This window comes from Xenorhabdus bovienii SS-2004, from assembly GCF_000027225.1.
In the GTDB taxonomy this organism is placed as follows: domain Bacteria; phylum Pseudomonadota; class Gammaproteobacteria; order Enterobacterales; family Enterobacteriaceae; genus Xenorhabdus; species Xenorhabdus bovienii_C.
The window spans coordinates 2,974,434-3,000,644 of sequence record NC_013892.1; the positions used below are offsets into that span (position 1 = coordinate 2,974,434).

A 26,211-nucleotide genomic window follows, 5' to 3' on the forward strand; every position below is an offset into this window, starting at 1 on the left:
CTCAGCGTTTTAATGCAGTTCCGATTACAGAACCGTCTCTGTTACGCATTGAATAAAAGGTTTACTCTCTTCATTTCTTTTCTTATCCAATGGCTTTTTACTTCCACTCGATAGTTTAAATTCCCCTTTGAACTGCTTATTGGCCTCTTTTGTTGTCTTATCTGATGTACCAATAATGCTAATGGTATACTTATGACCTTCAGGCAATAGATGTGTACATTTTCTCAACGCTCCTTGATTACCTGATTGTTTATTCTCCATTTTATTATCAACACCTTTTGCTGACGAATCTGCAAAAGAAACAGGAATGTAAAATAACCCCAGTAGCAAAGCATATAAAAAAATTTTCATCTTTTTTCCTCGCGATTTAAATTAATAGAACTACCGACATGATTTACTGATTAATCATCTTTGGATTCCAATATATCCCCAGGCTGACAATCTAGATATTGGCAGATGGCATCAAGAGTAGAGAATCGAATCCCTTTAATTTTTCCCGTTTTCAGCAAAGAAAGGTTTTGTTCAGTAATACCAATGGCTTGTGCTAATTCTTTAGATTTAACCTTTCGTTTTGCCATGAGCACATCTAGAGTGATATAAATTGCCACAATATCTCCTATATAATGCTCTTATTTTCGTCATATATATCACATGCTTGATAAAGAATACGCGAAATGACAGCCAGGCAAACCGAAATAAAAATAGCAACAAGATGGCTAGGACTTAGACTCAATGAAAAAAATCGCTGACCCGCTGGCGCTCCCATGGTGAGCCAAACAGTTAATAAAGGTTCAAAAAGAATATCTAACATAGCCCAGATGATGACCCCCCAACCTGCATATTCCAAATATTTCACCGTATTCTTGGAAAAATAATTACTCTTCCGATAATTGCTGAATAACTGATGAAAAGCCCAGAGGCTCCCTCCCAAGAACAATAATGGGATTGTCGATATAAATATCCCACTGGTCAGTTTCCACGGGCTAAGAGTATTCTCATTAAAATGCAATAATATTCTATTTGTCAGCGAAAATCCTAACCCATATTTCTCTAATATTAACTTTGGCTCCAGCCAGCTATAAATATTAATTACTATCAATATGATAATAATTAATAAAGATAATTTAGATATCACCAAACTGCAAGCCGTCATTCTTGTAAATTTTGAAGAGTGCATCATGTTTATGACCCATTATTTAGCGTGATCAAATTATAGCTTTAAATTATCGTAAAACAATAATTTTTTATTGTTTTACGATAAAAATAAGGTGTTGAGATTTAAAGGATATGGTTAAGACCATGTTTTAAAAGCAGAATATTTCTTTAATCAAGGTCACAAACACACCATCAATCACTTCAAAACAAAATTGATTGCACTGATTTGCCCACTCAAATCTAAAACACTAAGTTGATATTTCCCAGGCTGTGACAAAGTTTCCCCCCACGACTGGTTGTTTTTTGTCACAAAAACTTGTTCACCATTCAAAAACCACCATTGCTGACCGCTACCACCCTGCGTTGTTATCCGTAAGTCCAGCGTATTTTTCCCCGGAATGCGTTTCAGGATATCCCCTTCACGAATTCCCACAATGAGCAAGGGAGCCACATCTATTTTCAGAGGGGGACATTGGGGATTAATCGGTGGTAACCGATTCGACCGACGTTCTTTTGCCGGTAGCCATGCTTCCAACGTAATCGGCCACAAGACTACGGTTTCAGGCCGGGCATCAGGACAATCGGAAGCAACACGTAAACCATTTTTATCTATCCATATCTGTTCGTTAATACCCGAAATCCCTTCTTGCCCAACGGCAGGCAACGTTGGTGGAATTGTATTATCCAAAATCCAGCTTAAGCGACGCTGACGGCAATTACTGCCTCCTTTAGCAATTATTTCTTTAGTAAACATTGTTCCGCTCGGCCAGCAAATAGTTGCCTGACTGACACTTATCGGTCGCGGATCAACAGGAATACGCTGTGAGCTATAGCGTAAATTTTCCATTAACAGCCCGTTGATCTGGTTCATAATGGGGATCGCCGTAGCATAACCAAATTGCCCTACTACGGGAGTGCCATCTGGCCTGCCGACCCACACGCCTATGGTGTAACGGGCATTCAGGCCTATCGCCCATGCATCACGATAACCGTAACTCGTACCTGTTTTCCACGCTAAAGGGACTTCGGCAGACAGGCTATCATCAGGCTTTGGTCGTCCTTCACCTGCCATGACCCTCCTGACAATCCAAGCTGCCCCTGCTGAGAATAATTGTCTGTCACGAATTTTCTGCTGTGGTGTAAAGCGCAACGGCGAAGCTTTCCCCTGACGGGCGAAAGCGCTGTAAACAGATACCAGTTCATCCATCCGAGCCGCCGTTCCTCCCAAAATAAGCGATAAGTTCGGCTCACTGCCAAGCGGGAAACGCAGTACCATTCCCACATTACGCAAATTAGCGGTGAATCGTTTAGCACCATAAGATTCGAGAAGTTGTACTGCTGGCAAATTCAACGACCGCGTCAGCGCTTCACTGGCACTGACAGGCCCATTAAAGCCGCTGTCAAAATTTCCCGGACGGTAATCATTAAAACGACGGGGAACATCCTGCAATAAGGATTCCCCATGAATCAATCCATCATCCAGCGCCATGGCATATAAAAAAGGTTTGAGTGTGGAGCCCGGTGAACGCCATGCGCTTATCATATCCACATGCCCAAAACGACTGTCATCCTGAAGGTCTACCGAACCAATATAGGCTTTAACTGCCATATCCGTATGATCAACAACCAACACCCCAATCGATGTTTTGTCCGCCAGTTGGTATTTCCAATTGAGAACCATATCCTCCAGTTGGCGCTGTAATCCTGTATCAATGGTTGTCTGGATCACTTCCTGCGGGTTTCCATTTGCCACTCGCCTTACCAGTAAAGGCGCAAGGTGAGGAACCTGACGAGGCGCCAGCCATACATTTTCTTCTTTGATATCAGCGACGTTTTCCGCTGACCAGACATTGTATCGCTTCAGTCGCTGTAATACTTTGTCTCGAGCAGCCTGTGCACGTTCTGGGTAGCGATCTGGCCTTAAGCTACTGGGAGCTTGTGGTAATACCGCCAATAATGCCGCTTCACCCGGCGAAAGTTCTGACGGCGGCTTGCCCAGATACGCCCAGCTTGCTGCTCCAACACCCTGCAACGTACCACCGAATGGTGCACGGTTCAGGTACATTTCCAAAATTTGATCTTTTGAATAATGCCATTCAAGTTGCAACGTGCGCCAAATCTGCCTGAATTTTCCTGCGAAGGTGCGCGGATGTGGATCAATCAATCGAGCCACTTGCATGGAGATTGTGCTGCCCCCCGACACAATTTTTCCTGCACGGATGTCCTGCCATGCCGCCCTCAGCAAAGAAACAGGATTGATGCCCGGATGTTTGTAAAACCAGCGATCTTCGTAGGTCAGCAATGCCTGAATATATTCAGGAGAAACCTGCTCCAAAGTAACAGGATAACGCCAGACCCCCTCATTGTCGGCAAAACGCCACAGTGGCGAGCCATCTTCTCCCACCACAACACGCGCCATTTTGACATTATGCAGTGGCAGCGGCCAGATTTTATCTGCCAGCCACACTGCCGCAAGGAGTGCGAATAAAATAACCAACGCAATCAGATAAATGCGGGAAGACAATCTTCTCATTAAAACCGTATCCGAAAGGGAACAGCCCCTATCACTAAGGATTGGGGCGGGTAGTGATTAGCGGACAACTTCCAGTTTTTCGTTTGTTTCACCCACGGCACGCCAGTGAGGAACATACATGGATTCGACCTGTGGTGCGGGCACCTGATAGACACCCGGCGCAACCGCACGAGCAAGATACAACAGTGTCACGGTCTGGTGAGGCTGGACGGCAACAGCAGCGACAAAACGATCATCGCGGTATTCCATGTGGCGGATATTCGCCTGTTGCATGCCTTCGACAATATCCTGCAATCCCGTAGCACTTTCGCTCAGGCTAGCACTGCTACTTGCCAGATTCTGATTCTCAATTTCCAACCCAGCCGGCAGTAAATCCACAACTAATGCATCCGGCACTGACTGTGTCGCATTAACCTCAAGTTTCACAACCACCATTTCACCACTTCTCATACGCTCGGTAGGGAAATAGTGACCCTCTAAGTCAAGGTAAGTACGCTTAATTTTCAAAACATTTGAGGAAGGTTCTGGGGTGGCCAATGGATATCCCACCACATTCAGGCGCGAATACAATGTGCTGTCACCACGATTACTGATATCGATGCCTTCTAGGATCTGTTTCGCTGTCAATGTTTCAGTCAATGCACTGTCACGGTGAAGGGGTGGCATTTGCTGATTAATCTCTGCTTTCCAAGATTGCTCAGAAGCGTCAATCAAGTAACGCCCCGCCAGATAAAGCGAATTACTTTCCTGTGTCGAGAAGTAATGGCGAGTTGACAATTCATTGGATAAGTCGAGCAGCTTTTCATCACGCTCTTTCTGCAACATTTTGTTCTCCGTCAGTAGAGAAACAATCAATGCGTTATCACGAATTGTGCTGCCATAATCACCTAATCCATAGCCAGATTGGCGGGCCTTATTAATCCCTAAACGAACTGCCTCATGACTACGGGTATTATCCCCCATCATTTTCAGTGCAATACCCAACTGAACCAGAGATAAACCATTTCCTGCCTGTTGATGGCGTTCATAAAGCTGTCTCAGACCGCTCAACGGCGCTTTTTGCTGACTTGCCAAGACCAAACCCGCATAGGCCTGCACAGAAAATTGTGTTTCGATGCGGGAACCACTGTAACGATCAGTAATAACACTTTTATCCTGTAAGTAGCGCAGCAGGCGACTATTCGCCGACTTCAGAGCATCAGCAGGAACGCTGTAACCTTGTTGAGTTGCGCGGAACAGGAAATCTGTCGCATAGGCGGTCAACCAAAACTCTTCATCACCATTACGGTTCCATAGAGAAAAAGCACCATCATGACGCTGCATACTCAGCAGATGGGTAATACCTGCATCAATGGCTGACCGACGTTTTTCATCAGTTTGCGTATCGATGCCCAGTTTTTTCAACTCAGCTTCATTGGAATAGAGTGATGGATAAAGCCCGCTTACTGTTTGCTCCAAACAGCCATAGGGATAAGCATACAATTCGCGGATATAACGTGCGATTTGCAGTGGTGGCCGACTGGTCAGCAATAATTGCCCCTCCAGAGTATCCAGTACCAGACCAGCAGTGGCTGTCTGCGGTAATTGCCAGTTTTGCCCTTGGTGAATCACATCTGCAAACTGAATGGTTTTGGCCGGGTGCGCCGGACGAACGCCAATTTTCCAGCTATTTTGGTACTGTTTCAGCTTTTCATCAGGCAAATTCAATCCATCAATGGTCAGGAAAACTTCTCCCTGCCCAAATCCATAATCAGCCTTGACCGGAATTTGAATGGTGGTTCGCTTTCCTGTCTCCAGAATGATTTTTTTGCTTATCGGGTCTTGTAATTTGATCAGCCCTTTCGCTTCTAAATTCACGGTAATAGCCTGCGGCTGTTCGGTCAGATTCGTGAGATCAAGCGCCAATTGGGATTGATCACCACCTGCCATAAAGCGAGGCAGTGACATCTGAGTAATAACAGGAGCAGCCACGATGATTTTGCGTTCACTGTGACCAAATTCCTCCCCCCCCCACGCCTGAGCCATCAGTCTGAGCTCACCGTTGAAATCAGGAATAGGTAAGGTAATTTCCCCTTCCCCATTAGCATCCAGAGTAATCGGTTTAGCCTGTTCTGCGATGATTTTTACTTCCGTCAGTGGCTTTTTACCGCCTCTATCGAGTACATTTTCATCACCATCTCCCCCAAAACGCAAATTCGCCTTACGCCCTTCGGCTTCAATCAGATGGCCATAAACATCATACTGATCAACACTGTAACGCTTACGTCCAAAGAAAGCGTCATAAGGGTCGGGGGTTTTAAAGTCAGTAATGCTCAGAACGCCAGAATCTACGGCAGAAAGCAGGACATAAATTTGTTTAGGCAGTTTTTGCCCCTGCTGAGAAGTCGCTTTGATTTTAACGGTGAGATCCTGATTTGGACGCATCTTATCAGGGGCATTCAAGGTCAGATTCAATTTGCGCCCTTCATCCATCAACGGCAAGTGTAATACCCCAATCGCCCGTTTCGGCGTGGCCTGACGGGATTTATCCCCTGGACGCACGATAACTGCGGTCAGATACAAATCATGACGAGCCCATTCCTGATTGATTGGCACATCAATATCCAGACCTTTTTCCGGTACATCAATTTCCTGCCACCACAGTGGGCCATCACTGGATTCCACCAGCAAGTAACCTTTACCTTCCTGTGGCGCAACCATGTGCAACTTCACTTTATCACCCGATTTATACGCGGGTTTATCTAATGACATCTTGACCTGATCCGGACGAATGGCGCCTGTACCTCCGGTATTATCCTGCCATGAATAACCTGCCCAGAAATTCAGGCTGGTCACGAGCTGATTTTGTGGATTCACCACTTCAATGCGATAAGAACCCCATTCAACAGGGAAACTGACTTTGGCTGTGCCATTTTCCGCAATTTGAATAGTGTCATCAGCCATGACTAAATCTTTCTGGTCATACCCTGAATCCCAGCCAGTACTGTCTGACCAACGCCAATAATAATCCCGGCGCTCATATATCAGACGGGTTCTTAAATCATTCGTGGCATATTTTTTACCGCTGGCATCCGCATAAACCACGTCAAATTCTGCCAGTGAATTTTCATCGACGTTATAGCGGTTTTCATCATGTCCTGTTCGGTAGTTGTAAATAGATTTTTTATTGAAAAGTGGGCGTATACCAGCCAGTTTTTCGGCTGGCCACACCGCCTGTTCAGCACGGCGCGTCACCGGACGTCCACCGGATTCAAGCAGACTGGCCTGAACGATAACTTTCACGGGGGATGTCACCTGTTTCCATTCATCCTCACTAACTGAAAGATTAGCCTTTCCTTCGGCATTCAGCGTGAAATCAAATTCGTCCAATGTTCGGCTCAACCCCTCTTCTTTTGAAGAGCCAAATTCATATCCCGGTAATTTTGCCACTGCATCACGGGCAGGACGCAGGAACAGTTGCCCTTGTAGGCGATTATCAGCAGCAGGTGCGCCATATAAGTAACGACCTGTTATAGCGAAATTAACACTTTCATTCTTCAGCAGTGACTGATTATTAGATGCACTTTTAATTTCCAACGCCATGCGTTCCGGCATGAAATCTTCGACGTGGAATTTGTAATAACGCGGGGTATTATCACCTAAATCGAATCTCAGTGACCATATCCCCGTTTCAGCCTCGCGGGGAATTGGGTAACGGTATTGGTACAGTTCATTTTCCGGTTGCCAGACAAAACTGCGAACGACCTGATTATCCGCTTTCAATACATCAACCTTGACGGGTTGCGGCTTAAGCGGACGGCCATCCGCATCACGCAATAAGCCATTGACAATCAACATTTCTCCGGGACGATACAGATCCCTTGGGCCAAATACAAAGAATTGCTTGCTATACCCCTGTGAGCCACCGATATCAAATTCAGACAGATCAAGTGCAGGAGATGTCAGGTCTATCATGCTGGTTAGCCTACCCTGGATCGCCAGCAATAATTTTGCCTTAGCATTTTTTTCCAGTGTGGCATGTCCATCACTATCTGTCGTGGCTTTTGACAGAAGTTGCCCCTTTGCATCCAGCAGACGAATTTCAACACCTTTCAGACTGGAACCTTGTTCCAATGACTGAGTGAATACGTCTACCCTATTCAGATAGCTGTGCATCGAAACGCCAATGTCACTCAGGGTAAACAGAGTGCTCGGATTACTATAGGTATATTTTCCTGCCTGCTGCATGACTGCCAGATAAACACCCTCTCTTTGCAGCTCTTTGATGTCACTTAATGGCAGCAGTAATTTTTCACGGGTATTAGCAGTAGGATTAAGGTCGAAGCGGCCAGTGTAGACTAACTCAGTATCTTTCAGTAACTCTTTGGAATTCCAGTAATTCATGTTGTTGCTGTATTGCCAATCAGCAATAAATGACGGCAGGGCCTCATCTTTTATACGGAAAAAGTTTACATCTACACGGTCAACATTGAGCGCCAGAACAGGCAGGCCTTCTGCTGCTTTGCTTGGCAAAAGCAGCCCTTTGCTGGCGAAACCAACAGTTGGTGTAATTGGAGCAGTCTTGAATTTTTTCTCATATGCGGTTGCCAATTGGCGTTCATTGATACCCTTCACGCCTTCGTCCACGGTTAGCTGCAATTCACGGTCAGGCGGTAAATGACGGAGTCTAAGTTCCATCTGGTTATTGGACAGTTCCCATGCACCCTCTAATTTCCCCGATTTCACATCAACCAGATGTATTTTCTGTGAAAAATCTTGATTAGAGTCTAAAGGAACGGAAAATGTCACAACCATCGCACTGGCACCATCCAATTGCAGATCTGATGCATCCAGGATCGTGACGTCTTTACCCGCATAGCGCTGTGCTGACGATTGGGGTTCCTGTTTTTTTGCCGTAGCTTGTTTGTTCTCAGGCGATGTAGCTGCCGATTTTGCATGACCATTGGCAGTATCACTATTCTTAGACAATGATGTCTGTCGTTCTTCTGTATTTTCTTTCGCAGGACTTTCGGATTGATCGCATGCAGATAGCGCGAATAGCGTAAATAACGTGGCAAGCATGACCGCGAGATATCGCTTTTTCCTTGCCGACCATTGCCAAGATTGACGTTGAGACATAACAATAACCCTTGTAGTTTGCCGGATATTTAGAAATATTATTTTTTATAGATAGTTATTATGATACTTCCTATTTTGCATAACCAAAGCACAGAAAAAATAACTGAACTTTCATCTAGTACAAAATTTTTCCTGCATTTATTCCCGATTAACAACAGGAATGGTATCGCGCAGCCAGCTTCCTAATTTTCGCTGGTAGAAAGGCTGAGTATGCTGAATCAGGTAATGGCTAATACCCCTTTCGTTTTCATTGATCAGGCAAAAATCTACCGATTCATCTTCCGTAAGGTATTCACAGGCCACTTCCCCTGCCTCTTGAATGAGCACATTGATATCATTGTCTATCGGTGCGTCACTCAATTCTAGCCCAATTAATAGATTGGGTTTCTCATCCAGATTTTTGTCGTGAGCCATAATCAGAAAAGCCCGTCGCACAGGTTTGTGCTGCTTAAATAAACCACTCAAGGCGTCAATAAGCTGGCTTGGTTGTTCCTCTGGCTGACTGAGGGTAATGCGACTTCCACTGAGAACCTCCATTTCGGTGGCAACAGACCCATTTGATAAGCTCATGAAAATCTCCGAACAGTGATATTTGAATTGAAGTTAAAGACTATTGAAAGGTTCAATCATAGTCTTCCCTTTTTAAGGGAGACTATGAATAAAGGTAATCTTAAATCTATTGGGTATCGCTGTTTATTTTGCTTTAGCCAGCAATAGATTAGCAATTGTGCGCACACCATACCCTGTTGCACCCGCCGCCCACTGTTCAACAGCCGATTTGCGGTAAGTTGCTGAACAATCGATATGTACCCAGCCTTTTTTGTAGTTTTCCACAAAATGAGACAAGAAAGCCGCTGCTGTACTTGCGCCTGCTGAGTGAGAAGGTGAAGCAATATTGTTCAGGTCAGCAAAATTGGATGGCAGTTGGCTACGATGAAATTCAGCCAATGGCAGACGCCAGAACAATTCATTTTCAGCATCAGCCGCTGCCAGCAAGTCTGCTGCCAATTGATCATCAAAACTGAATACAGAGTGGTAATCGTTACCTACCGCCATTTTCGCCGCACCGGTTAAAGTTGCAGCATCAATGATAAGGGGTGCTTTCTCCGCACTGGCATCAATCAAGCCATCAGCCAGTACCAAACGCCCTTCCGCATCAGTGTTCATCACCTCAACAGTTTTACCATTGCGATAACGAATGATGTCGCCCAGTTTGAAGGCATTGCTGCTCACCATATTGTCCGCGATGCACAGAAATAATTTGACCCGCTGTTCCAAACCCCGGCTGATCGCCAATGCCAGTGCGCCCGTCAATGTTGCAGAGCCACCCATGTCTGATTTCATGGAATCCATGGAATTAGACGGCTTCAGGCTGTAACCCCCTGAGTCAAAGGTGATGCCTTTACCTACCAAACAGGCAAATACAGGTGCGTTTTCCTCTTTTGTCGGATTGAAATCCAACGCCAGAAAAACCGGATCACGGGAAGAACCACGGCCAACGGTATGCACCCCAACATAACCTTGCTCACGTAAATCGTTGCCTTTTATGATGCGATAACTAATGGCATCACCCGCTACACCATTCAGTAGGTCAATCGCTCGCTGAGTAAGTTGCTCTGGCCCTAATTCTTCTGCCGGCATGTTGATGGTATCTCGCACCCAATCAACGAATTTGATTCTATTATCCAGTTCTTTTTTGTCTACCGCAGGTAATTGTGGCCATTCAATGGTACGCAGCCCCTTTGAACCACGAAAGCCTTGCCAGAATGCCCAGCTTTTTTCCAGATCCCAACCTTCACCTGTCAAAGCGACGTTGTGGATACCCTGCCCATTAATTTTACGTCCAGCACGTTGGATTGCTCCGGATTTACCATTACCCTCCAAATGGATGGTAATTCCTTGCTCACTTGAACTAACTAGCGCTTTTTCACCCCAGCAAGCGTTAGCTGGCTCATAAGACAGTGTTATCGGCATGATTTGCTTTGATATAGCTTGCTTTGTCATTTTTTCTCACTTCTTATCTTATTTTCACTGTTTTCACAGTAAGGGTTTATTAATGTAAAAAAACTGGCGATTGCCAGTTTTCCATTAAATGCAGGTTATGCCAAGCTATTGAGCAATGATAGGTGAACTTGTGCTATTTTTTTCACACTTCATTTGACTACTCAAATTCATCTAGCCAAACCAGCAAAATAGCTTCTAGGATTTTTTCGTTGGATTTCTGAGGATCGTCATCAAAACCATCCAGTTCACAAACCCACTGGTGCAAATCGGTGAAACGCACCGTTTTGGGGTCTAAATCCGGAAATTTATCATACAGTGCTTCACCAATGTCACGACTGTCAGCCCATTTCATTTTCCATTCTCCTATCAGTGCTCGCGCGCGTGGTTAATGGAGTATTTGGGGATTTCAACAATCAAATCCTCATCAGTGACTTTGGCCTGACAACTCAAACGGCTTTCTGGCTCCAGCCCCCATGCCTTGTCCAGCATATCATCTTCCAATTCAGAGCTTTCCTTTAATGAGTCAAAGCCCTCTCTGACAATGCAGTGACAAGTGGTACACGCACAGGATTTTTCACAGGCATGTTCAATTTCGATACCATTGCGTAGTGCAACATCCAGAATCGATTCGCCTTCTTTGGCTTCCAATACTGCACCTTCAGGGCAAAGTTCGTTATGAGGTAAAAATACAATTTTAGGCATAATTAAATCTCATCCACAGAATGACCCGCCAAAGCCCGGCGGATTGATGTGTCCATGCGACGCGCTGCAAACTCCTGCGTTTGTTTGTCCAATTGTTTAATTGCACTTTCAATCGCATCAGAAGAGGTTCCCTGTGCGCTCTCGATTAATACTTCTACGGCAGCATCAATGGCAGCCTGTTCTTCCTGACTCAGTAAGTCGGCATCTTTTTCCAGTGCGCTGGTTAAACTTTCCAGCACCCGCGCCGCTTCTACTTTTTGTTCAGCCAGTTTACGCGCCTGAATATCTTCCTGCGCATTGGTCATTGAGTCTCTGAGCATTCGGGCGATTTCCGCATCAGACAGGCCATAGGAAGGTTTAACCTGAATGGAAGCTTCAACGCCCGTGGATTTTTCCAGGGCGCTGACACTCAGCAAACCATCCGCATCGACCTGAAAAGTCACGCGAATATGTGCACCACCAGCCGGTAATGGAGGAATACCACGCAGCGTGAAACGAGCCAGTGAACGGCAATCATTCACTAACTCCCTTTCTCCCTGAACCACATGGATACTCATCGCACCTTGGCCGTCTTTGAATGTGGTAAACTCCTGCGCTCTTGCCACAGGAATGGTGGTGTTGCGTGGAATGACTTTTTCGATCAGCCCACCCATGGTCTCCAGACCGAGTGATAACGGGATAACATCCAGCAGTAACATTTCGCTATCAGGCTTATTACCGACCAGAATATCAGCCTGAATCGCTGCCCCAACAGCAACGACTCTGTCAGGATCGATAGAGGTCAGTGGTTCACGGTCGAAAAATTCGCCCACCATGCTGCGTACCAATGGTACGCGCGTTGAGCCGCCGACCATCACTACCTGCAAAACTTCATCCGTTGTGACACCCGCATCTTTCAGGGCTCGACGACAGGCCAGTAATGTGCGTTTGACCAGAGATACGATCAACTCATTAAATTCGGTACGAGTAATATTGCCCTGCCAGCCTGCAATGTTGATCTCAGCCGTATCTGCATCACTCAAAGCAATTTTAGCCTGCGTCGCGACATCCAACAGTTGACGCTGTAACCCGTGGTCACTATCGCTGATCCCGGCCTGTTCACGGATCCAATTCGCCAGCAACAGGTCAAAATCGTCACCGCCCAGTGCGGTATCACCACCGGTTGCCAGAACTTCAAATACACCACGGCTAAGGCGGAGAACAGAAACGTCGAATGTTCCGCCACCAAGATCGTAAACAGCAATAATACCTTCCTGACCAGAATCAAGACCATAAGCAATAGCAGCGGCAGTCGGTTCATTTAAAAGGCGCAGGACGTGCAGACCTGCTAAACGCGCAGCATCCTTTGTTCCCTGTCGCTGCGCATCATCAAAATAGGCCGGAACAGTGATAACAACACCATCAAGTTTGCCATCCAAGGTTTCTTCTGCCCGTTGTGCCAACGATTTTAATATTTCAGAAGAAACCTGAATAGGATCCACCAGACCTGCCACAGTATTGATTAACGGCAGCCCGTTTTCACTTGCCTGAAGCTGGTATGGCAAATTTGGGTAACGCTGCTGAATGTCAGCCAAAGAGCGTCCCATCATGCGTTTGACGGAAATAATGGTATTAACAGGATCGGATGCCGCTTGCTGACGCGCCTGCCAGCCGACCTGAGTTTCATCTTTGCGATATTGTACAACGGAAGGAAGTAAGTGACGGTTTTCACTGTCTGCCAAGGTTTCTACCTGACCACTGCGAACTGTCGCAACCAGAGAGTGTGTTGTACCAAGATCAATCCCCACGGCCAGACGACGCTGATGTGGTTCGGCAGATAAACCAGGTTCACTGATTTGTAATAAAGCCATGTGTGCCCCTATAAAAACTATTCAGCCAAAAGCGATTTTACTAAAAAGCTATCCAGCTAAAAATCATCCAGCAACCGCTCTTCCAGTTGTTCAACCTGCTGTTGCAATTTATCCAGAAAGCGTAATTTACGGACGGTATCGGCTGCAATTAGCCATTGTGCAGCATCAAGCTGCTGTTCCATCTGCTCACTGCGTGTTTTGATCATTTTACTCAAGCGAGATGAAAAATCGGCCAATGCGATTTCTGGCTCCGCGCTATGCTCAATGGCATCAAGCTCTTCACGCAACTCCAACTGTTGCATCAGGAACGCGGTATCCTGCATGGTATGCTGCTCGCCGGACAAATTGAACCCTTGCTGAGACAGCATATATTCTGCACGTTTTAAGGGATGTATCAGAGTATAAAGAGCATCATTAATGATGGACGCTTGCTGAAGAGCCTGCGCTTTTTCACGTTCTGGCTGGTTAGCAAAACGATCAGGGTGAAACTGACGCTGCAATTCCCGATAACGGATCGACAATTGTTCACGGTCAATCACGTAGCGTACAGGCAGCCCGAATAAAGTAAAATAGTCCATAAGTTACTCATGTTTTGCAAATACAGATATTTCGTAAAGTGCTCAGTCAAAAAATGGGTTAAACGTGAAAACTTTCCCCACAACCGCACTCGCTGGAAACATTGGGGTTATTGAATTTGAAGCCTTCGTTCAGACCTTCTTTAGCAAAATCCAACTCAGTACCATCAAGGTAAACGATGCTTTTACCATCAACGATGACTTTCACGCCCTTGTCTTCAAAAACTTGATCTTCTTCGTTAACGGTATCAGCGAATTCAAGTATATATGCCATACCAGAGCAGCCGGATGTTCTCACTCCCAAACGCAACCCTACCCCTTTCCCACGATTATCAAGAAAAGCCAAAATACGCTGGGCTGCACTTTCTGTCAGGGAAATTGACATACAACACCTCACTTTTAAAACTAGTAAAGGTGGATATTGAATCAATATCCACCAGAATTATGTCTTCTTGTTAAAAGAATTACTTAGCTTCGCGCTTGCTTTTATAATCCGCAATCGCTGCTTTGATAGCATCTTCTGCCAGAATAGAGCAGTGAATCTTCACGGGTGGTAATTCCAGCTCATCGGCAATCGCTGTATTTTTAATAGCCTCAGCCTGTTCCAGCGATTTTCCTTTCATCCATTCTGTTACCAGAGAACTGGACGCAATCGCAGAGCCGCAACCATAGGTTTTAAAACGCGCGTCTTCGATGATACCTTCGTTATTGACCTTGATTTGCAGTCTCATAACGTCACCACAAGCAGGTGCACCAACCATGCCACTGCCAACTGAAGGATCTTCACTGTCAAATGAACCCACATTACGTGGGTTTTCGTAGTGATCAATTACTTTATCGCTGTAAGCCATTTCGTTACTCCTGAAACTGTTTGATTAATGATGAGACCACTCGATGGCGCTGATATCCACACCTTGCTTGAACATTTCCCATAATGGAGAAAGCTCGCGCAGGTGACCAATCGCGTTGTGAATCAATTTGATTGCATAGTCTATTTCTTCTTCTGTGGTAAAACGTCCCAAAGAGAAACGAATAGAACTGTGTGCCAGCTCATCATTCATGCCCAGCGCACGCAGGACATAAGAAGGTTCCAGACTCGCGGAAGTACATGCTGAGCCAGAAGAAACAGCCAAATCTTTCAACGACATCATCAATGATTCACCTTCAACATAGTTGAAGCTGACATTCAGAATGTGTGGTGCACCCAGTTCCAAATCACCGTTCAGGTAAACTTCTTCAATATCTTTAATACCGTTCCACAAACGCAGGCGCAAACCGCGCAGACGTTCTGATTCTGTTTCCAGCCCTTCTTTTGCGATGCGGTAAGCTTCACCCATCCCCACGATCTGATGAACAGGCAATGTACCGGAACGCATACCGCGCTCATGACCGCCACCATGCTGCTGAGCTTCAATACGGGCGCGTGGTTTACGGCGAACATACAGTGCTCCGATGCCCATTGGCCCATATAATTTGTGAGCAGAGAAAGACATCAGGTCAACTTTCAATTTGCTGAGATCGATAGGTAATTTACCAACGCTTTGAGTTGCATCAACGTGGAACATGATGCCACGGCTGCGGCAAATATCACCAATGGTGACAATATCCTGAATGACACCGATTTCGTTGTTCACATGCATGATGGAAACTAGAATAGTATCGTCGCGCATGGCGGCTTCCAGTTCTTTCAGATCAAGCATGCCATTGCTCATCGGCGCAAGATAAGTCACTTCAAAACCTTCACGCTCTAACTGGCGACAAGTATCCAAAACGGCCTTATGTTCAGTTTTGCAGGTAATAATGTGCTTGCCTTTTTTCTGATAAAATTTTGCAGCACCTTTGATCGCGAGGTTATCTGATTCTGTTGCACCTGAAGTCAACACGATTTCACGCGGGTCAGCTCCAACCAAATCTGCAATTTGATTACGCGCAATATCAACCGCTTCTTCAGCCTGCCAGCCAAAACGGTGTGAACGGGAAGCAGGGTTGCCGAAAACCCCGTCCATAGTCAGATAGTTCATCATCTTTTCAGCTACACGCTGATCAACCGGTGTAGTTGCTGAATAGTCCAAATAAATGGGTAATTTCATTGCTCACATGCTCCGTAAAACACTTTTAATACTTCTGTTTGCCGCAAAGTTTACGCACGCAGGTTAACGTTAATCGTCTCTTGAGGCCTGCCGTTAGGTGTACGGCGTTTATCGCTGTCTTGACGATCAGCAACGTCTAAGACTTCTTGATTCTTAACTAATTCTTCTAAACTAATACTGCTGAGGAAACTCGTGATGCGATCACTGAGATCACGCCACAGTGTATGGGTCAGACAACGATCACCACCTTGACAGCCTTCCCTGCCCTGACAGCGAGTTGCATCAACAGATTCATCAACAGCAGAAATCACTTCGGCAACGAAAATATTACCGGCATTTCTGCCCAGCAAATAGCCGCCACCTGGACCACGGACACTAGAAACCAAACCATTTTTACGCAGGCGGGAAAACAATTGCTCAAGATAGGAAAGGGAGATTCCCTGACGCTCAGAAATGTCGGCTAATGGCACCGGCCCTTCTTGTGAATGCAACGCCACATCTAGCATGGCTGTTACCGCATAACGTCCTTTTGATGTCAGTCTCATAACAAAAACTCCATGGTGAAATATGAGTGAAATTGTGGCATTCCTGAGTGTTTTAGTCAACTATTTAACCTACTAATTTAGTCAACTATTATTTTGGTTGCCTGTCACTTTTTTTTCACCTGCTATCCACCCGATTTCTGGCTGTTTCCTGCTATTCCGGTTATTTTCCAGACCATTTTCCCATGGAAGTCAGTATACCACGCAGAATATTCAGCTCCTGAGTTTCTGGACGTGCACGGGTATAAAGACGTCTTAACTTGTTCATTATTTGTCCTGGATGCGCCTTGCGAATGAAACCAGAATCATTCAATACCTGCTCAAGGTGCTGATAAAAACGTTCCATATCCTCGACAGGGGGATATTCTACCTCATGTTCCGTGGATTCCACGTGTTCTGACTTTTCCTGAACTGCGAGATAAGCCATGCGAATCTCATAGCTGGCCAATTGAACAGCCATTGCCAGATTTAACGAGCCATATTCTGGGTTGGTCGGAATATAAAGGTGGTAATTACACTTCTGTAATTCTTCATTTGTCAGGCCAACACGTTCACGGCCAAACACAACTGCAACCGGGGAATGGCCGGCTGCCTTAATACAGCGTTCTCCACATTCACGTGGTTCAACCATCGGCCAGGAAAGCGTACGGGAACGGGCACTGGTTCCGATGACGAGCTCACATCCAGCCAATGCTTCATCCAGTGTATTCACAATTGTTGCATTACCAATGACATCACTGGCACCTGCTGAAAGTGCAATAGAGTGAGAGTCAGGTTGAACGAGCGGATTCACCAGATAAAGGTTGGTTAATCCCATTGTTTTCATGGCCCTGGCAGCTGACCCCATGTTGCCCGTGTGGGAAGTTTCTACCAGAATAATGCGGATATTCTCTAACATGACGGCTTTTAGATTCGGTATAAGAGTCGAATATCTTAACACAGCATTAGTTATTTTGCCGAACTACTGCTATAGTACGACCCGATTTATTTCCCGTTCTTTAACATCCCGGTGGAAGATACCCCATGCATCCGATGCTAACCATCGCTATACGCGCTGCGCGTAAAGCCGGCAATTACATTGCCAAAAGCTACGAAACACCTGATGCCGTCGAAGCTAGCCAAAAAGGCAGCAACGATTTTGTAACTAATGTTGATCGTGAAGCAGAAAGGCTGATCATCGATATTATCCGTAAGTCTTACCCTAAGCACACCATTATCACTGAAGAAAGCGGTGAGCACTTAGGTGAAGAAGACGATTTCCACTGGGTGATCGATCCACTGGATGGCACCACCAACTTTATTAAACGTCTTCCCCATTTTGCTGTTTCCATTGCTGTGCGCATCAAAGGCCGTACCGAAGTGGCTGTAGTTTATGATCCAATGCGCAATGAACTGTTCAGCTCAGCCCGTGGCCAAGGCGCACAATTGAATGGTTATCGTCTGCGTGGCACCAATGCCCGTGATCTGGATGGCACGATCCTTGCCACTGGTTTCCCATTCAAGGCAAAACAGCACACTACCCCTTATATTAAAATCCTGGGCAAATTATTTGACCGCTGTGCAGACTTCCGTCGCACTGGTTCTGCTGCTCTGGATATGGCGTATGTTGCCGCCGGGCGTGTTGATGGTTTCTTCGAGATTGGTCTGAAGCCTTGGGATTTTATGGGCGGCGAATTGCTGGTACGTGAATCAGGTTGCATCGTTACCGACTTTGTCGGGGGTCACAATTATATCAACTCCGGTAATATCGTTGCAGGTAGCCCACGTATCGTTAAAGACATGTTGTCTGAAATGCGTGAAGAATTAAGCGAAGCATTAAAGCGCTGATTTTTATTATTACAATAATGACTATTTGAGCAATATTATTTTCAGGGCACCATCTGGTGCCCTTTTTTGTTGTTATTTAGGTAATGAGTGCACTCGTGCTTCTACTTTAGGCCTTAGGAAAAGCGCCGGAAATGCCACTAACGCCATCACCCAATAGATGCCACTTTGCATATATTCGTATAAGAATCCAGCAATCACACTCATCACGGCAATACCTCCCCCCATCGCCAACCCGGAGTAAATTGCCTGCAATCGAATAATTTCATTTTCTTTTCTGGCACCAATAAAACGCATAGCCGCCAAGTGGCAAACTGTGAAAGTTCCGCAATGCAGGAGCTGAATGATGATCAGCACTGGCAATTCAGTTGATATGCCCATCAGTCCCCAACGAAGAACGCCACAAATAGCAGAGAGCAACAGTAAGTTACGGGCATTCCAACGACGGAACAACTGCTTACTGAAAGTAAAAATAATGACTTCTGTCACAACGCCCAGCGACCAGAGATAACCGATGGTTGCTGAAGAATAGCCTGCATTTTCCCAATAAATGGAACCGAAGCTGTAATAACCTGCATGTGCTCCCTGTAATAAGGTGACACACAATAAAAACTGCCATACAGACTTCTCAGACAGCAGTTCTTTAAACGATACCATATGAGTATTTACGGCTTTGATCTTACCCGCAGGCATAATGGATGGTTTTAACATCATACCCAGCAACATGACAGAAAGGCTGAAAATCAAGAAGGCAAGAATGATATGGTGATGGCCAAACAAATTGCTTCCAACCCAATTATTTATTCTGTCAAAAGAAAGACTCAATTCTAAATTGCTGATTGAAAAGTTGATGCCATTGGAAGACATCAATATACCTGTTAGCGAAGAACTGATAATAAAGGCAATCGACCCCCAGACCCGTACCTTGCCATAATCAAAAGTAAACTGTTTTTGCCACGTTCCCGCCAAGGCGTCCGATAAGGGAACCAGTGGCGAAAAGAACAGATTGAAACCTATCATGACAAAGAAAATCCATGCCCAATGGCTACCAAATGTAAAACCAATAGCAAAGAGCAGTGCCAATAGGGACAGTAATCGCAATGCAGTGATTAATTTCGAAGGATCTTTAACTGTAGGTGCAATAAACATACTACCGAGGAAACGGGCAACTAAGCCTACTCCCAACAATATTCCGATAATGGCTGGTTCAATTCCCTCACCTTTCAACCAGACCGCCCAAAATGGCAAAAAGATGCCAAAAGAAAAAAAGTAAGTGAAATAACTTAACCCCAGCCAAAATGTCGATGGAACAACCATCAAATCCCCCATTTTTCAAATGTAAAAAAACCCGCTCAAAACTAATGTTATGAGTCGGGCTTAGTATTAGTAATATTTTTATTCTAAATTATGCGTAAACCGGGTATTTAGCGCAGATTGCCAAAACTTTTTGTTTAACGTTTTCAATGATCGCTTCATCATTGATGTTATCCAGCACATCACACATCCAGCCAGCCAGTTCGCAAGTTTCTGCTTCCTTGAATCCTCGTCGGGTGATTGCAGGAGTACCAATGCGGATACCAGAAGTCACAAAGGGACTGCGAGGATCGTTAGGAACGCTGTTTTTGTTAACGGTAATATTAGCGCGCCCTAATGCAGCGTCAGCGTCTTTACCCGTAATCTCCTTATCCACCAGATCCAGCAGGAACAGATGGTTTTCAGTCCCACCCGAAACGACTTTATAACCGCGCTCTAAAAATACATCGACCATTGCTTTGGCATTTTTAGCCACTTGCTGCTGATATATTTTGAATTCAGGTTCCATCGCTTCTTTCAGTGCAACCGCCTTGCCCGCGATAACATGCATCAGCGGGCCACCCTGGCCACCTGGGAAAACAGAAGAGTTCAATTTTTTGTACAGTTCTTCATCGCCGCCTTTCGCTAAAATCAGGCCGCCACGTGGGCCAGCCAGTGTTTTATGCGTTGTCGTTGTGACGATATGAGCATGAGGAACAGGGTTTGGATAAACACCTGCTGCGATCAGGCCAGCAACGTGAGCCATGTCAACAAACAGATAAGCCCCGATTTCATCGGCAATTTCACGCATCTTCGCCCAATCAACAACACCGGAGTAGGCAGAGAAGCCGCCGATGATCATTTTTGGCTGATGTTTCTGTGCCTGAGAACGGATATCGTTGTAATCGATTTTGCCACTCTCATCAATACCATAAGGGACTACATTATAGAGTTTACCGGAGAAGTTAACTGGAGAACCGTGAGTAAGATGACCACCATGAGCCAGATTCATTCCTAAAACGGTGTCGCCTGGTTTCAACAGAGCCATGTATACTGCCGCATTTGCCTGAGAGCCGGAGTGTGGCTGGACGTTGGCATAATCTGCACCAAACAGTTCTTTTGCACGGTCAATTGCAAGCTGTTCAACCACATCAACATATTCGCAGCCACCGTAGTAACGTTTACCCGGATAGCCTTCCGCATACTTGTTGGTGAGTTGAGATCCTTGAGCCTGCATAACTCTTGGGCTGGTGTAGTTTTCAGAAGCAATCAGTTCAATGTGTTCTTCCTGACGACGAACTTCTTGTTCCATCGCTTGCCACAGTTGGGGATCGTAATTCGCAATATTCATTTCACGCTTTAACATTAGGTTCTCCTGACTCAGCTACATCTCTAAAAAAATACCCCTGAGGGCCAGAATGTCACACAGTGTAAACTCTTTTTATCAAATGAGATAGCCTTGACAGGATATTTTACGCAAACGATTGCATGCAGATGGCAACAAGGTATCCGGACTAGGTATCTGGTCATACGGGTTACTGATTTCCAATCTGTTATTGATATTTGTGACCTTAGTCAGACCTTGTGGTGATACAAATCGCTTTTTCACAGATATAGAGGTGAGTGTTTACCCCTGATCTTGCTATAGATTGGCATTTTCACTTGATTCACATGTGACAAATTTCACTAGGGGCTGTTGATGTTTTATGTTCATAAATCAAAACACCCTCTCTCTTTTCTATTTACAAAAAGCGCCAAAAGCTATAAGTTGTATTTAAAATGCATGTTATAAATTTCAACGCTATTTGAGAAAAATTCAGGAGCTTCCTATGTTGGATAGCCAAGTTATCGCTACCGTAAAATCCACCATCCCACTGATCGTTTCTACCGGCCCAAAACTGACCGCACATTTTTATGAACGTATGTTCAAACACAATCCTGAATTGAAAGATATTTTCAACATGAGCAACCAGCTAAACGGTGCTCAGCGTGAAGCGCTTTTCAATGCTCTTTGTGCTTACGCTTCCAATATCGATAATTTACAGGCGCTATTACCTGCCGTAGAAAAAATTGCTCATAAACATACCAGCCTGAATATTCAGCCTGAGCATTATCAGATTGTTGGCACTCACCTGCTGGCAACACTTGATGAGATGTTTCATCCAGGCGATGAAGTCCTGAATGCATGGGGTAAGGCTTACGAGGTATTGGCAGATGTCTTTATCAATCGAGAAGAAGATATTTATCAAAGAGGTGAATCTGAGGAAGGCGGTTGGCGTGGATTACGTCAATTCCGTGTCAACAAGAAGCAACCGCAGAGTGACGTTATTACCAGCTTCGAGTTTGTGCCCGCTGATGGGGGTAAGGTCATAGATTACAAAGCAGGGCAATATTTAGGCATCTACCTGGACACTCCCGTTTTTGAAAACCGAGAAATACGTCAGTATTCACTGACAACAGCACCAAACAACCACAGCTACCAAATCGCGATTAAACGTGAAGCACAAGGTAAAGTATCAAACTATATGCATGATAATGTGCAGGAAGGCGATACCATATTACTGGCACCACCACGCGGTGACTTTTTCCTTGATGTCCAATCAGATACACCCGTTACACTGATTTCTGCTGGTGTCGGGCTGACTCCGATGATGAGTATGCTGCAACATCTGCATAACCAACACCATGTCGGTACAGTGAATTGGTTCCATGCCACAGAGCATGGCGGTTATCATGCTTTCGCAGATAAAGTGAATACGATTACCCAATCCATGACCAATTTACATACTCAAGTTTGGTATCGCGAGCCAAGAAACGAAGATCAACAAGGCGCAGATTACCAGCATATGGGACTCATGGATTTATCTGTCGTGAAAGATTCAATCACTGAGGAAGGAATGCAATTCTATTTCTGTGGCCCCGTCGTATTCATGCAATATATCGCCCAACAGCTCTTGGCAATCGGCATTGATAAACAGCATATTCATTATGAATGTTTTGGCCCACATAAAGTACTTTAACGCTGTGTTATTACTCGATTAAATGATAAACCATTCAGGGCGTATCTTTACTACATACGCCCGTTATCACTTCAGCCGTTTTTGTTAAATCGCTTCTTCGTCCTGTTCACCAGTACGAATACGCACAACACGGGCAACATCAAAGACGAAAATTTTACCATCGCCGATTTTGCCCGTTTGCGCAGTCTGAATGATAGTTTCGACGCAGGTATCAACAATATCATCCGGTACTACAATTTCTATTTTGACCTTTGGCAGAAAATCCACCATATATTCTGCACCGCGATATAATTCAGTATGCCCTTTCTGGCGACCAAATCCCTTCACTTCTGTCACGGTCATACCAGTGATACCCACTTCTGCCAGCGCTTCACGCACATCATCCAGCTTGAAAGGTTTGATAATTGCATCAATCTTTTTCATGAAGTTTTCCTGTTATTACCAGTTTTTACGCCCAAAACCAGAAGTAATCGGGTAGCGCCTGTCTTTACCAAAATCACGCTCTGTAATACGTGGGCCGATAGGTGCCTGCCGGCGTTTATACTCGTTGATATCAACCAACCGGATCACCTTACGAACGATGGCTTCGTCAAAACCTTGAGCAACTAAGTCAGCCACGGATTTATCTTTTTCTACATATCCTTCAAGAATAGCGTCCAACATGTCATATGGCGGCAAACTATCCTGATCAAGTTGATCAGGTGCCAGTTCTGCGGATGGTGGTCGATCAATCACACGTTGAGGAATGGCAGGAGATACTGTATTACGGTATTTCGACAACGCAAATACCATAGTTTTAGGTACGTCTTTCAATGCATTAAAGCCACCCGCCATATCGCCATACAGGGTCGAGTACCCTACCGCCGATTCACTCTTGTTACTGGTTGTCAGTACCAGACGGCGGCGTTTGTTCGACATCGCCATCAGAATGACTGCGCGGCAACGTGCCTGCAAATTCTCCTCTGTCGTGTCTTTTTCTGTCCCCGCAAACATCGGTTCGAGTTGCGCCATAAACGCATCAAACATCGGTTCAATGGATACCACATCAAATTCAACACCCAGTAATTCCGCTTGTTCTCTGGCATCATGAATGCTCATTTCGGAGGTATAGCGGAATGGCATCATCACTGCCTGTACGTGATCTTTACCCAAGGCATCCACCGCAATCGCCAGTGTCAGGCCAGAGTCAATTCCGCCTGATAAGCCCAGTAATGCACCTTTAAAACCATTTTTATGCACATAATCACGAACAGAAAGCACTAGTGCCTTGTAGATTTGCGCAAGCGGCGACAATTGAGGGATCAAATTTGCCATTGGCTCAATATTCATCTCATTGAAACGGCACTGCTCAATCTGTTCTTCAAAAGCCGCCATCCGATGGGTAATTTTGCCATTTGCATCAAAGACTTTCGAGCAACCGTCAAAGATTAGCTGATCTTGTCCCCCCACCTGATTGAGATAGATGATCGGCAATTGAGTTCGCTGACAGTGCGATTGAATCAATGTGCTGCGAATATTCGGTTTTTCCCGGTTATAAGGCGAAGCGTTAAGGGAAAGAATGATATCCGATCCTGCTTGTTTCAACGCGTCAATCGGCGCATCAAACCACAAATCTTCGCAGATTAATAAACCGAGATTATAGCCTTTGAATGGTACAACACAGCTTTGATCACCCGCTTTGAAATAACGATCTTCATCAAAAACGCCATAGTTAGGCAGTAATTGTTTGAAATAACGGGCAATAATTTCGCCTTTCCAAAACAGAGAAAGTGCGTTGTAAGTCTTACCGTCCTGTTGCCACGGATGACCAACCAGAATAGCGACCTGAGAGCTTGCCTCCTGCAAACGTACCAATTGTTCACGGCAACGTTGATGCAGATCAGCACGAAACAGTAGATCTTCAGGAAAATAGCCCGACAGCGCCAATTCAGAAAACATAACCAGATCAGCACCTTTTTTCTGCTGTTCCTGTACTGTCTGCAACATACGTTCGCTGTTACCTTCGATGTCTCCCACCAGCCAATTTAGCTGGGCAAGAACGATATTAAGAGTACGACTCATAGATTGCGGCTCTCCTGGGCCATAATTCATCTCTCTGTCTTATCAAGACAGTGTATCTCTATATAATTTATATCCAGTGTAAGAACTTCTGGAGTGGCAGAAAAGTTATTCCTTAAAATCGTTGGCATCCAATTCGTGACGAGCCAGCAATTTATAAAACTCCGTCCGGTTACGTCCTGCCATACGGGCAGCATGGGTGACGTTGCCTTTGGTCATTTGCAGCAATTTACGCAGGTAGTGCAACTCAAATTGCCCACGAGCCTCCACAAATGTCGGCAATGCCGTGTTTTCCCCTTCCAGCGCCTGCATGACCAGTGCATCACTAATCACCGGTGCAGTCGTCAGTGCGACACACTGCTCGATAACGTTGACCAACTGACGTACATTGCCCGGCCAGCTCGCTGCCATCAGACATTTCATCGCATTAGTCGAAAAACTGCGGACAAAAGGTTTATGGCGTTTGGCAGATGCACGTAACAGGTGATTAGCCAATAAAGGAATATCTTCAGCCCGTTCGTTCAGGGCAGGAATTTTCATGTTGACGACGTTCAGTCGATAGTAGAGATCTTCGCGGAATTCATTACGCTGCATCGCCTTGGGTAAGTCACGGTGAGTGGCGGAAATAATTCTGACATCGATGTCTATATCACGGTTACTCCCCAATGGGCGAACTTTGCGTTCCTGTAAAACTCTCAATAGTTTGACTTGCAGTGCCAAAGGCATATCACCGATTTCATCAAGGAATAATGTTCCTCCCTGCGCCGCCAGAAACAGCCCTTCCCGACTGCTGACCGCACCAGTAAATGCGCCTTTGGCGTGGCCGAATAATTCAGACTCCAGCAATTGTTCAGGCAAAGCGCCACAGTTGATCGCAATAAAAGGTTTCTTCACTCTGGGGCTTACCCGATGGATAGCTTGAGCCAACACTTCTTTACCCGTTCCGCTTTGTCCATTAATCAGGACGCTGACATCTGATTGAGCGACCATTTTTGCCTGTTCCAGCAAACGCAGCATCAAGGGGCTTCGCGTTACAATCTGTTCGCACCACTGCCCATCTATGGCCGGTTTTGACAGTTCCAACGCAGCATCAATGGCTTTATAAAGAGCGTCACGATCAACGGGTTTAGTCAAGAAACTAAATACACCTTGCTGTGTCGCCGCAACAGCATCGGGAATAGAACCGTGAGCCGTCAGAATAATCACTGGCATACCGGGATGCTGCTTCTGGATTTCCGCAAACAATGCCATGCCATCCATCTCATCCATGCGTAAGTCACTGATGACTAAATCCACTTTTTCTTTCGCCAATAGACGCAACGCTTCATGACCACTCTCTGCCGTCGTGACACGAAACCCTTCGCTGGTCAGACGCATTCCCAATAGTTTTAGTAAGCCTGGATCATCGTCAACTAAAAGAAGACGGGCGGGATTGCGCACAGTCATT

The 26,211-nt window shown here is 45.4% G+C and carries 23 protein-coding genes; 2 read left to right on the plus strand and 21 right to left on the minus strand.

Annotated features, from left to right (window positions below; translation table 11 throughout):
• Window positions 1-24: 24 nt before the first annotated feature.
• From XBJ1_RS22580 to trmJ, 16 genes are all read right to left on the minus strand, one after another.
• A complete protein-coding gene (locus XBJ1_RS22580) occupies window positions 25-351 on the minus strand; it encodes a hypothetical protein (protein WP_012989404.1) in 327 nt (108 codons plus the stop codon).
• Window positions 352-401: 50 nt separating this feature from the next.
• Window positions 402-608, minus strand: coding sequence for a helix-turn-helix domain-containing protein (locus XBJ1_RS12745; RefSeq protein ID WP_012989405.1), 207 nt, complete (start codon window positions 606-608; stop codon window positions 402-404).
• Between the two features lie 8 nt (window positions 609-616).
• Window positions 617-1,153 (minus strand): DUF2975 domain-containing protein, encoded by a 537-nt coding sequence (locus XBJ1_RS12750; protein ID WP_158304288.1) that lies wholly within the window; start codon window positions 1,151-1,153, stop codon window positions 617-619.
• Between the two features lie 198 nt (window positions 1,154-1,351).
• On the minus strand, window positions 1,352-3,688 hold the full coding sequence (pbpC, locus tag XBJ1_RS12755) for a peptidoglycan glycosyltransferase PbpC (protein WP_012989407.1): 2,337 nt from the start codon (window positions 3,686-3,688) through the stop codon (window positions 1,352-1,354).
• A 57-nt stretch (window positions 3,689-3,745) separates the two neighbouring features.
• Window positions 3,746-8,806 carry an alpha-2-macroglobulin family protein gene (locus tag XBJ1_RS12760; RefSeq protein WP_012989408.1) on the minus strand — a complete coding sequence of 1,687 codons (5,061 nt, stop codon included), beginning with the start codon at window positions 8,804-8,806 and terminating at the stop codon, window positions 3,746-3,748.
• A gap of 138 nt (window positions 8,807-8,944) precedes the next feature.
• A complete protein-coding gene (locus tag XBJ1_RS12765) occupies window positions 8,945-9,376 on the minus strand; it encodes an enhanced serine sensitivity protein SseB C-terminal domain-containing protein (protein WP_012989409.1) in 432 nt (143 codons plus the stop codon).
• 123 nt (window positions 9,377-9,499) lie between these two features.
• A complete protein-coding gene (gene pepB / locus XBJ1_RS12770; protein ID WP_012989410.1) occupies window positions 9,500-10,810 on the minus strand; it encodes an aminopeptidase PepB in 1,311 nt (436 codons plus the stop codon).
• A gap of 157 nt (window positions 10,811-10,967) precedes the next feature.
• Window positions 10,968-11,162, minus strand: coding sequence for a Fe-S cluster assembly protein IscX (gene iscX, locus XBJ1_RS12775; protein ID WP_012989411.1), 195 nt, complete (start codon window positions 11,160-11,162; stop codon window positions 10,968-10,970).
• 14 nt (window positions 11,163-11,176) lie between these two features.
• The gene (gene fdx / locus XBJ1_RS12780) at window positions 11,177-11,512 is read right to left on the minus strand and encodes an ISC system 2Fe-2S type ferredoxin (protein ID WP_012989412.1); all 336 of its coding nucleotides are present in this window, start codon (window positions 11,510-11,512) and stop codon (window positions 11,177-11,179) included.
• Between the two features lie 2 nt (window positions 11,513-11,514).
• A complete protein-coding gene (gene hscA / locus XBJ1_RS12785) occupies window positions 11,515-13,362 on the minus strand; it encodes a Fe-S protein assembly chaperone HscA (RefSeq protein ID WP_012989413.1) in 1,848 nt (615 codons plus the stop codon).
• A gap of 56 nt (window positions 13,363-13,418) precedes the next feature.
• The gene (gene hscB / locus XBJ1_RS12790; protein ID WP_012989414.1) at window positions 13,419-13,940 is read right to left on the minus strand and encodes a co-chaperone HscB; all 522 of its coding nucleotides are present in this window, start codon (window positions 13,938-13,940) and stop codon (window positions 13,419-13,421) included.
• Window positions 13,941-13,998: 58 nt separating this feature from the next.
• Window positions 13,999-14,322, minus strand: coding sequence for an iron-sulfur cluster assembly protein IscA (iscA, locus tag XBJ1_RS12795; protein ID WP_012989415.1), 324 nt, complete (start codon window positions 14,320-14,322; stop codon window positions 13,999-14,001).
• A 79-nt stretch (window positions 14,323-14,401) separates the two neighbouring features.
• A complete protein-coding gene (gene iscU, locus XBJ1_RS12800) occupies window positions 14,402-14,788 on the minus strand; it encodes a Fe-S cluster assembly scaffold IscU (protein ID WP_012989416.1) in 387 nt (128 codons plus the stop codon).
• 24 nt (window positions 14,789-14,812) lie between these two features.
• Window positions 14,813-16,027 carry an IscS subfamily cysteine desulfurase gene (locus XBJ1_RS12805; RefSeq protein WP_012989417.1) on the minus strand — a complete coding sequence of 405 codons (1,215 nt, stop codon included), beginning with the start codon at window positions 16,025-16,027 and terminating at the stop codon, window positions 14,813-14,815.
• Window positions 16,028-16,077: 50 nt separating this feature from the next.
• On the minus strand, window positions 16,078-16,572 hold the full coding sequence (gene iscR, locus XBJ1_RS12810) for a Fe-S cluster assembly transcriptional regulator IscR (protein ID WP_012989418.1): 495 nt from the start codon (window positions 16,570-16,572) through the stop codon (window positions 16,078-16,080).
• A 160-nt stretch (window positions 16,573-16,732) separates the two neighbouring features.
• A complete protein-coding gene (gene trmJ, locus XBJ1_RS12815; protein WP_012989419.1) occupies window positions 16,733-17,467 on the minus strand; it encodes a tRNA (cytosine(32)/uridine(32)-2'-O)-methyltransferase TrmJ in 735 nt (244 codons plus the stop codon).
• A 125-nt stretch (window positions 17,468-17,592) separates the two neighbouring features.
• Between trmJ and suhB the strand changes: the two genes are divergently transcribed.
• Window positions 17,593-18,396 (plus strand): inositol-1-monophosphatase, encoded by an 804-nt coding sequence (gene suhB / locus XBJ1_RS12820; protein ID WP_012989420.1) that lies wholly within the window; start codon window positions 17,593-17,595, stop codon window positions 18,394-18,396.
• A gap of 72 nt (window positions 18,397-18,468) precedes the next feature.
• Here suhB and XBJ1_RS12825 read toward each other — a convergent pair whose 3' ends face one another.
• Window positions 18,469-19,710, minus strand: a complete 1,242-nt coding sequence (locus XBJ1_RS12825; RefSeq protein WP_038199083.1) for a 3-phenylpropionate MFS transporter — start codon at window positions 19,708-19,710, stop codon at window positions 18,469-18,471.
• Window positions 19,711-19,798: 88 nt separating this feature from the next.
• Window positions 19,799-21,052, minus strand: coding sequence for a serine hydroxymethyltransferase (glyA, locus tag XBJ1_RS12830; protein WP_012989422.1), 1,254 nt, complete (start codon window positions 21,050-21,052; stop codon window positions 19,799-19,801).
• 448 nt (window positions 21,053-21,500) lie between these two features.
• Between glyA and hmpA the strand changes: the two genes are divergently transcribed.
• On the plus strand, window positions 21,501-22,706 hold the full coding sequence (gene hmpA / locus XBJ1_RS12835; protein WP_268987535.1) for an NO-inducible flavohemoprotein: 1,206 nt from the start codon (window positions 21,501-21,503) through the stop codon (window positions 22,704-22,706).
• A gap of 84 nt (window positions 22,707-22,790) precedes the next feature.
• Here hmpA and glnB read toward each other — a convergent pair whose 3' ends face one another.
• The 3 genes from glnB to glrR form a co-directional block, all read right to left on the minus strand.
• A complete protein-coding gene (gene glnB, locus XBJ1_RS12840; RefSeq protein ID WP_012989424.1) occupies window positions 22,791-23,129 on the minus strand; it encodes a nitrogen regulatory protein P-II in 339 nt (112 codons plus the stop codon).
• Window positions 23,130-23,144: 15 nt separating this feature from the next.
• Window positions 23,145-24,767 (minus strand): NAD+ synthase, encoded by a 1,623-nt coding sequence (locus XBJ1_RS12845; protein WP_012989425.1) that lies wholly within the window; start codon window positions 24,765-24,767, stop codon window positions 23,145-23,147.
• A gap of 105 nt (window positions 24,768-24,872) precedes the next feature.
• The gene (gene glrR / locus XBJ1_RS12850; RefSeq protein ID WP_012989426.1) at window positions 24,873-26,210 is read right to left on the minus strand and encodes a two-component system response regulator GlrR; all 1,338 of its coding nucleotides are present in this window, start codon (window positions 26,208-26,210) and stop codon (window positions 24,873-24,875) included.
• Between the last annotated feature and the right edge of the window lies 1 nt (window position 26,211).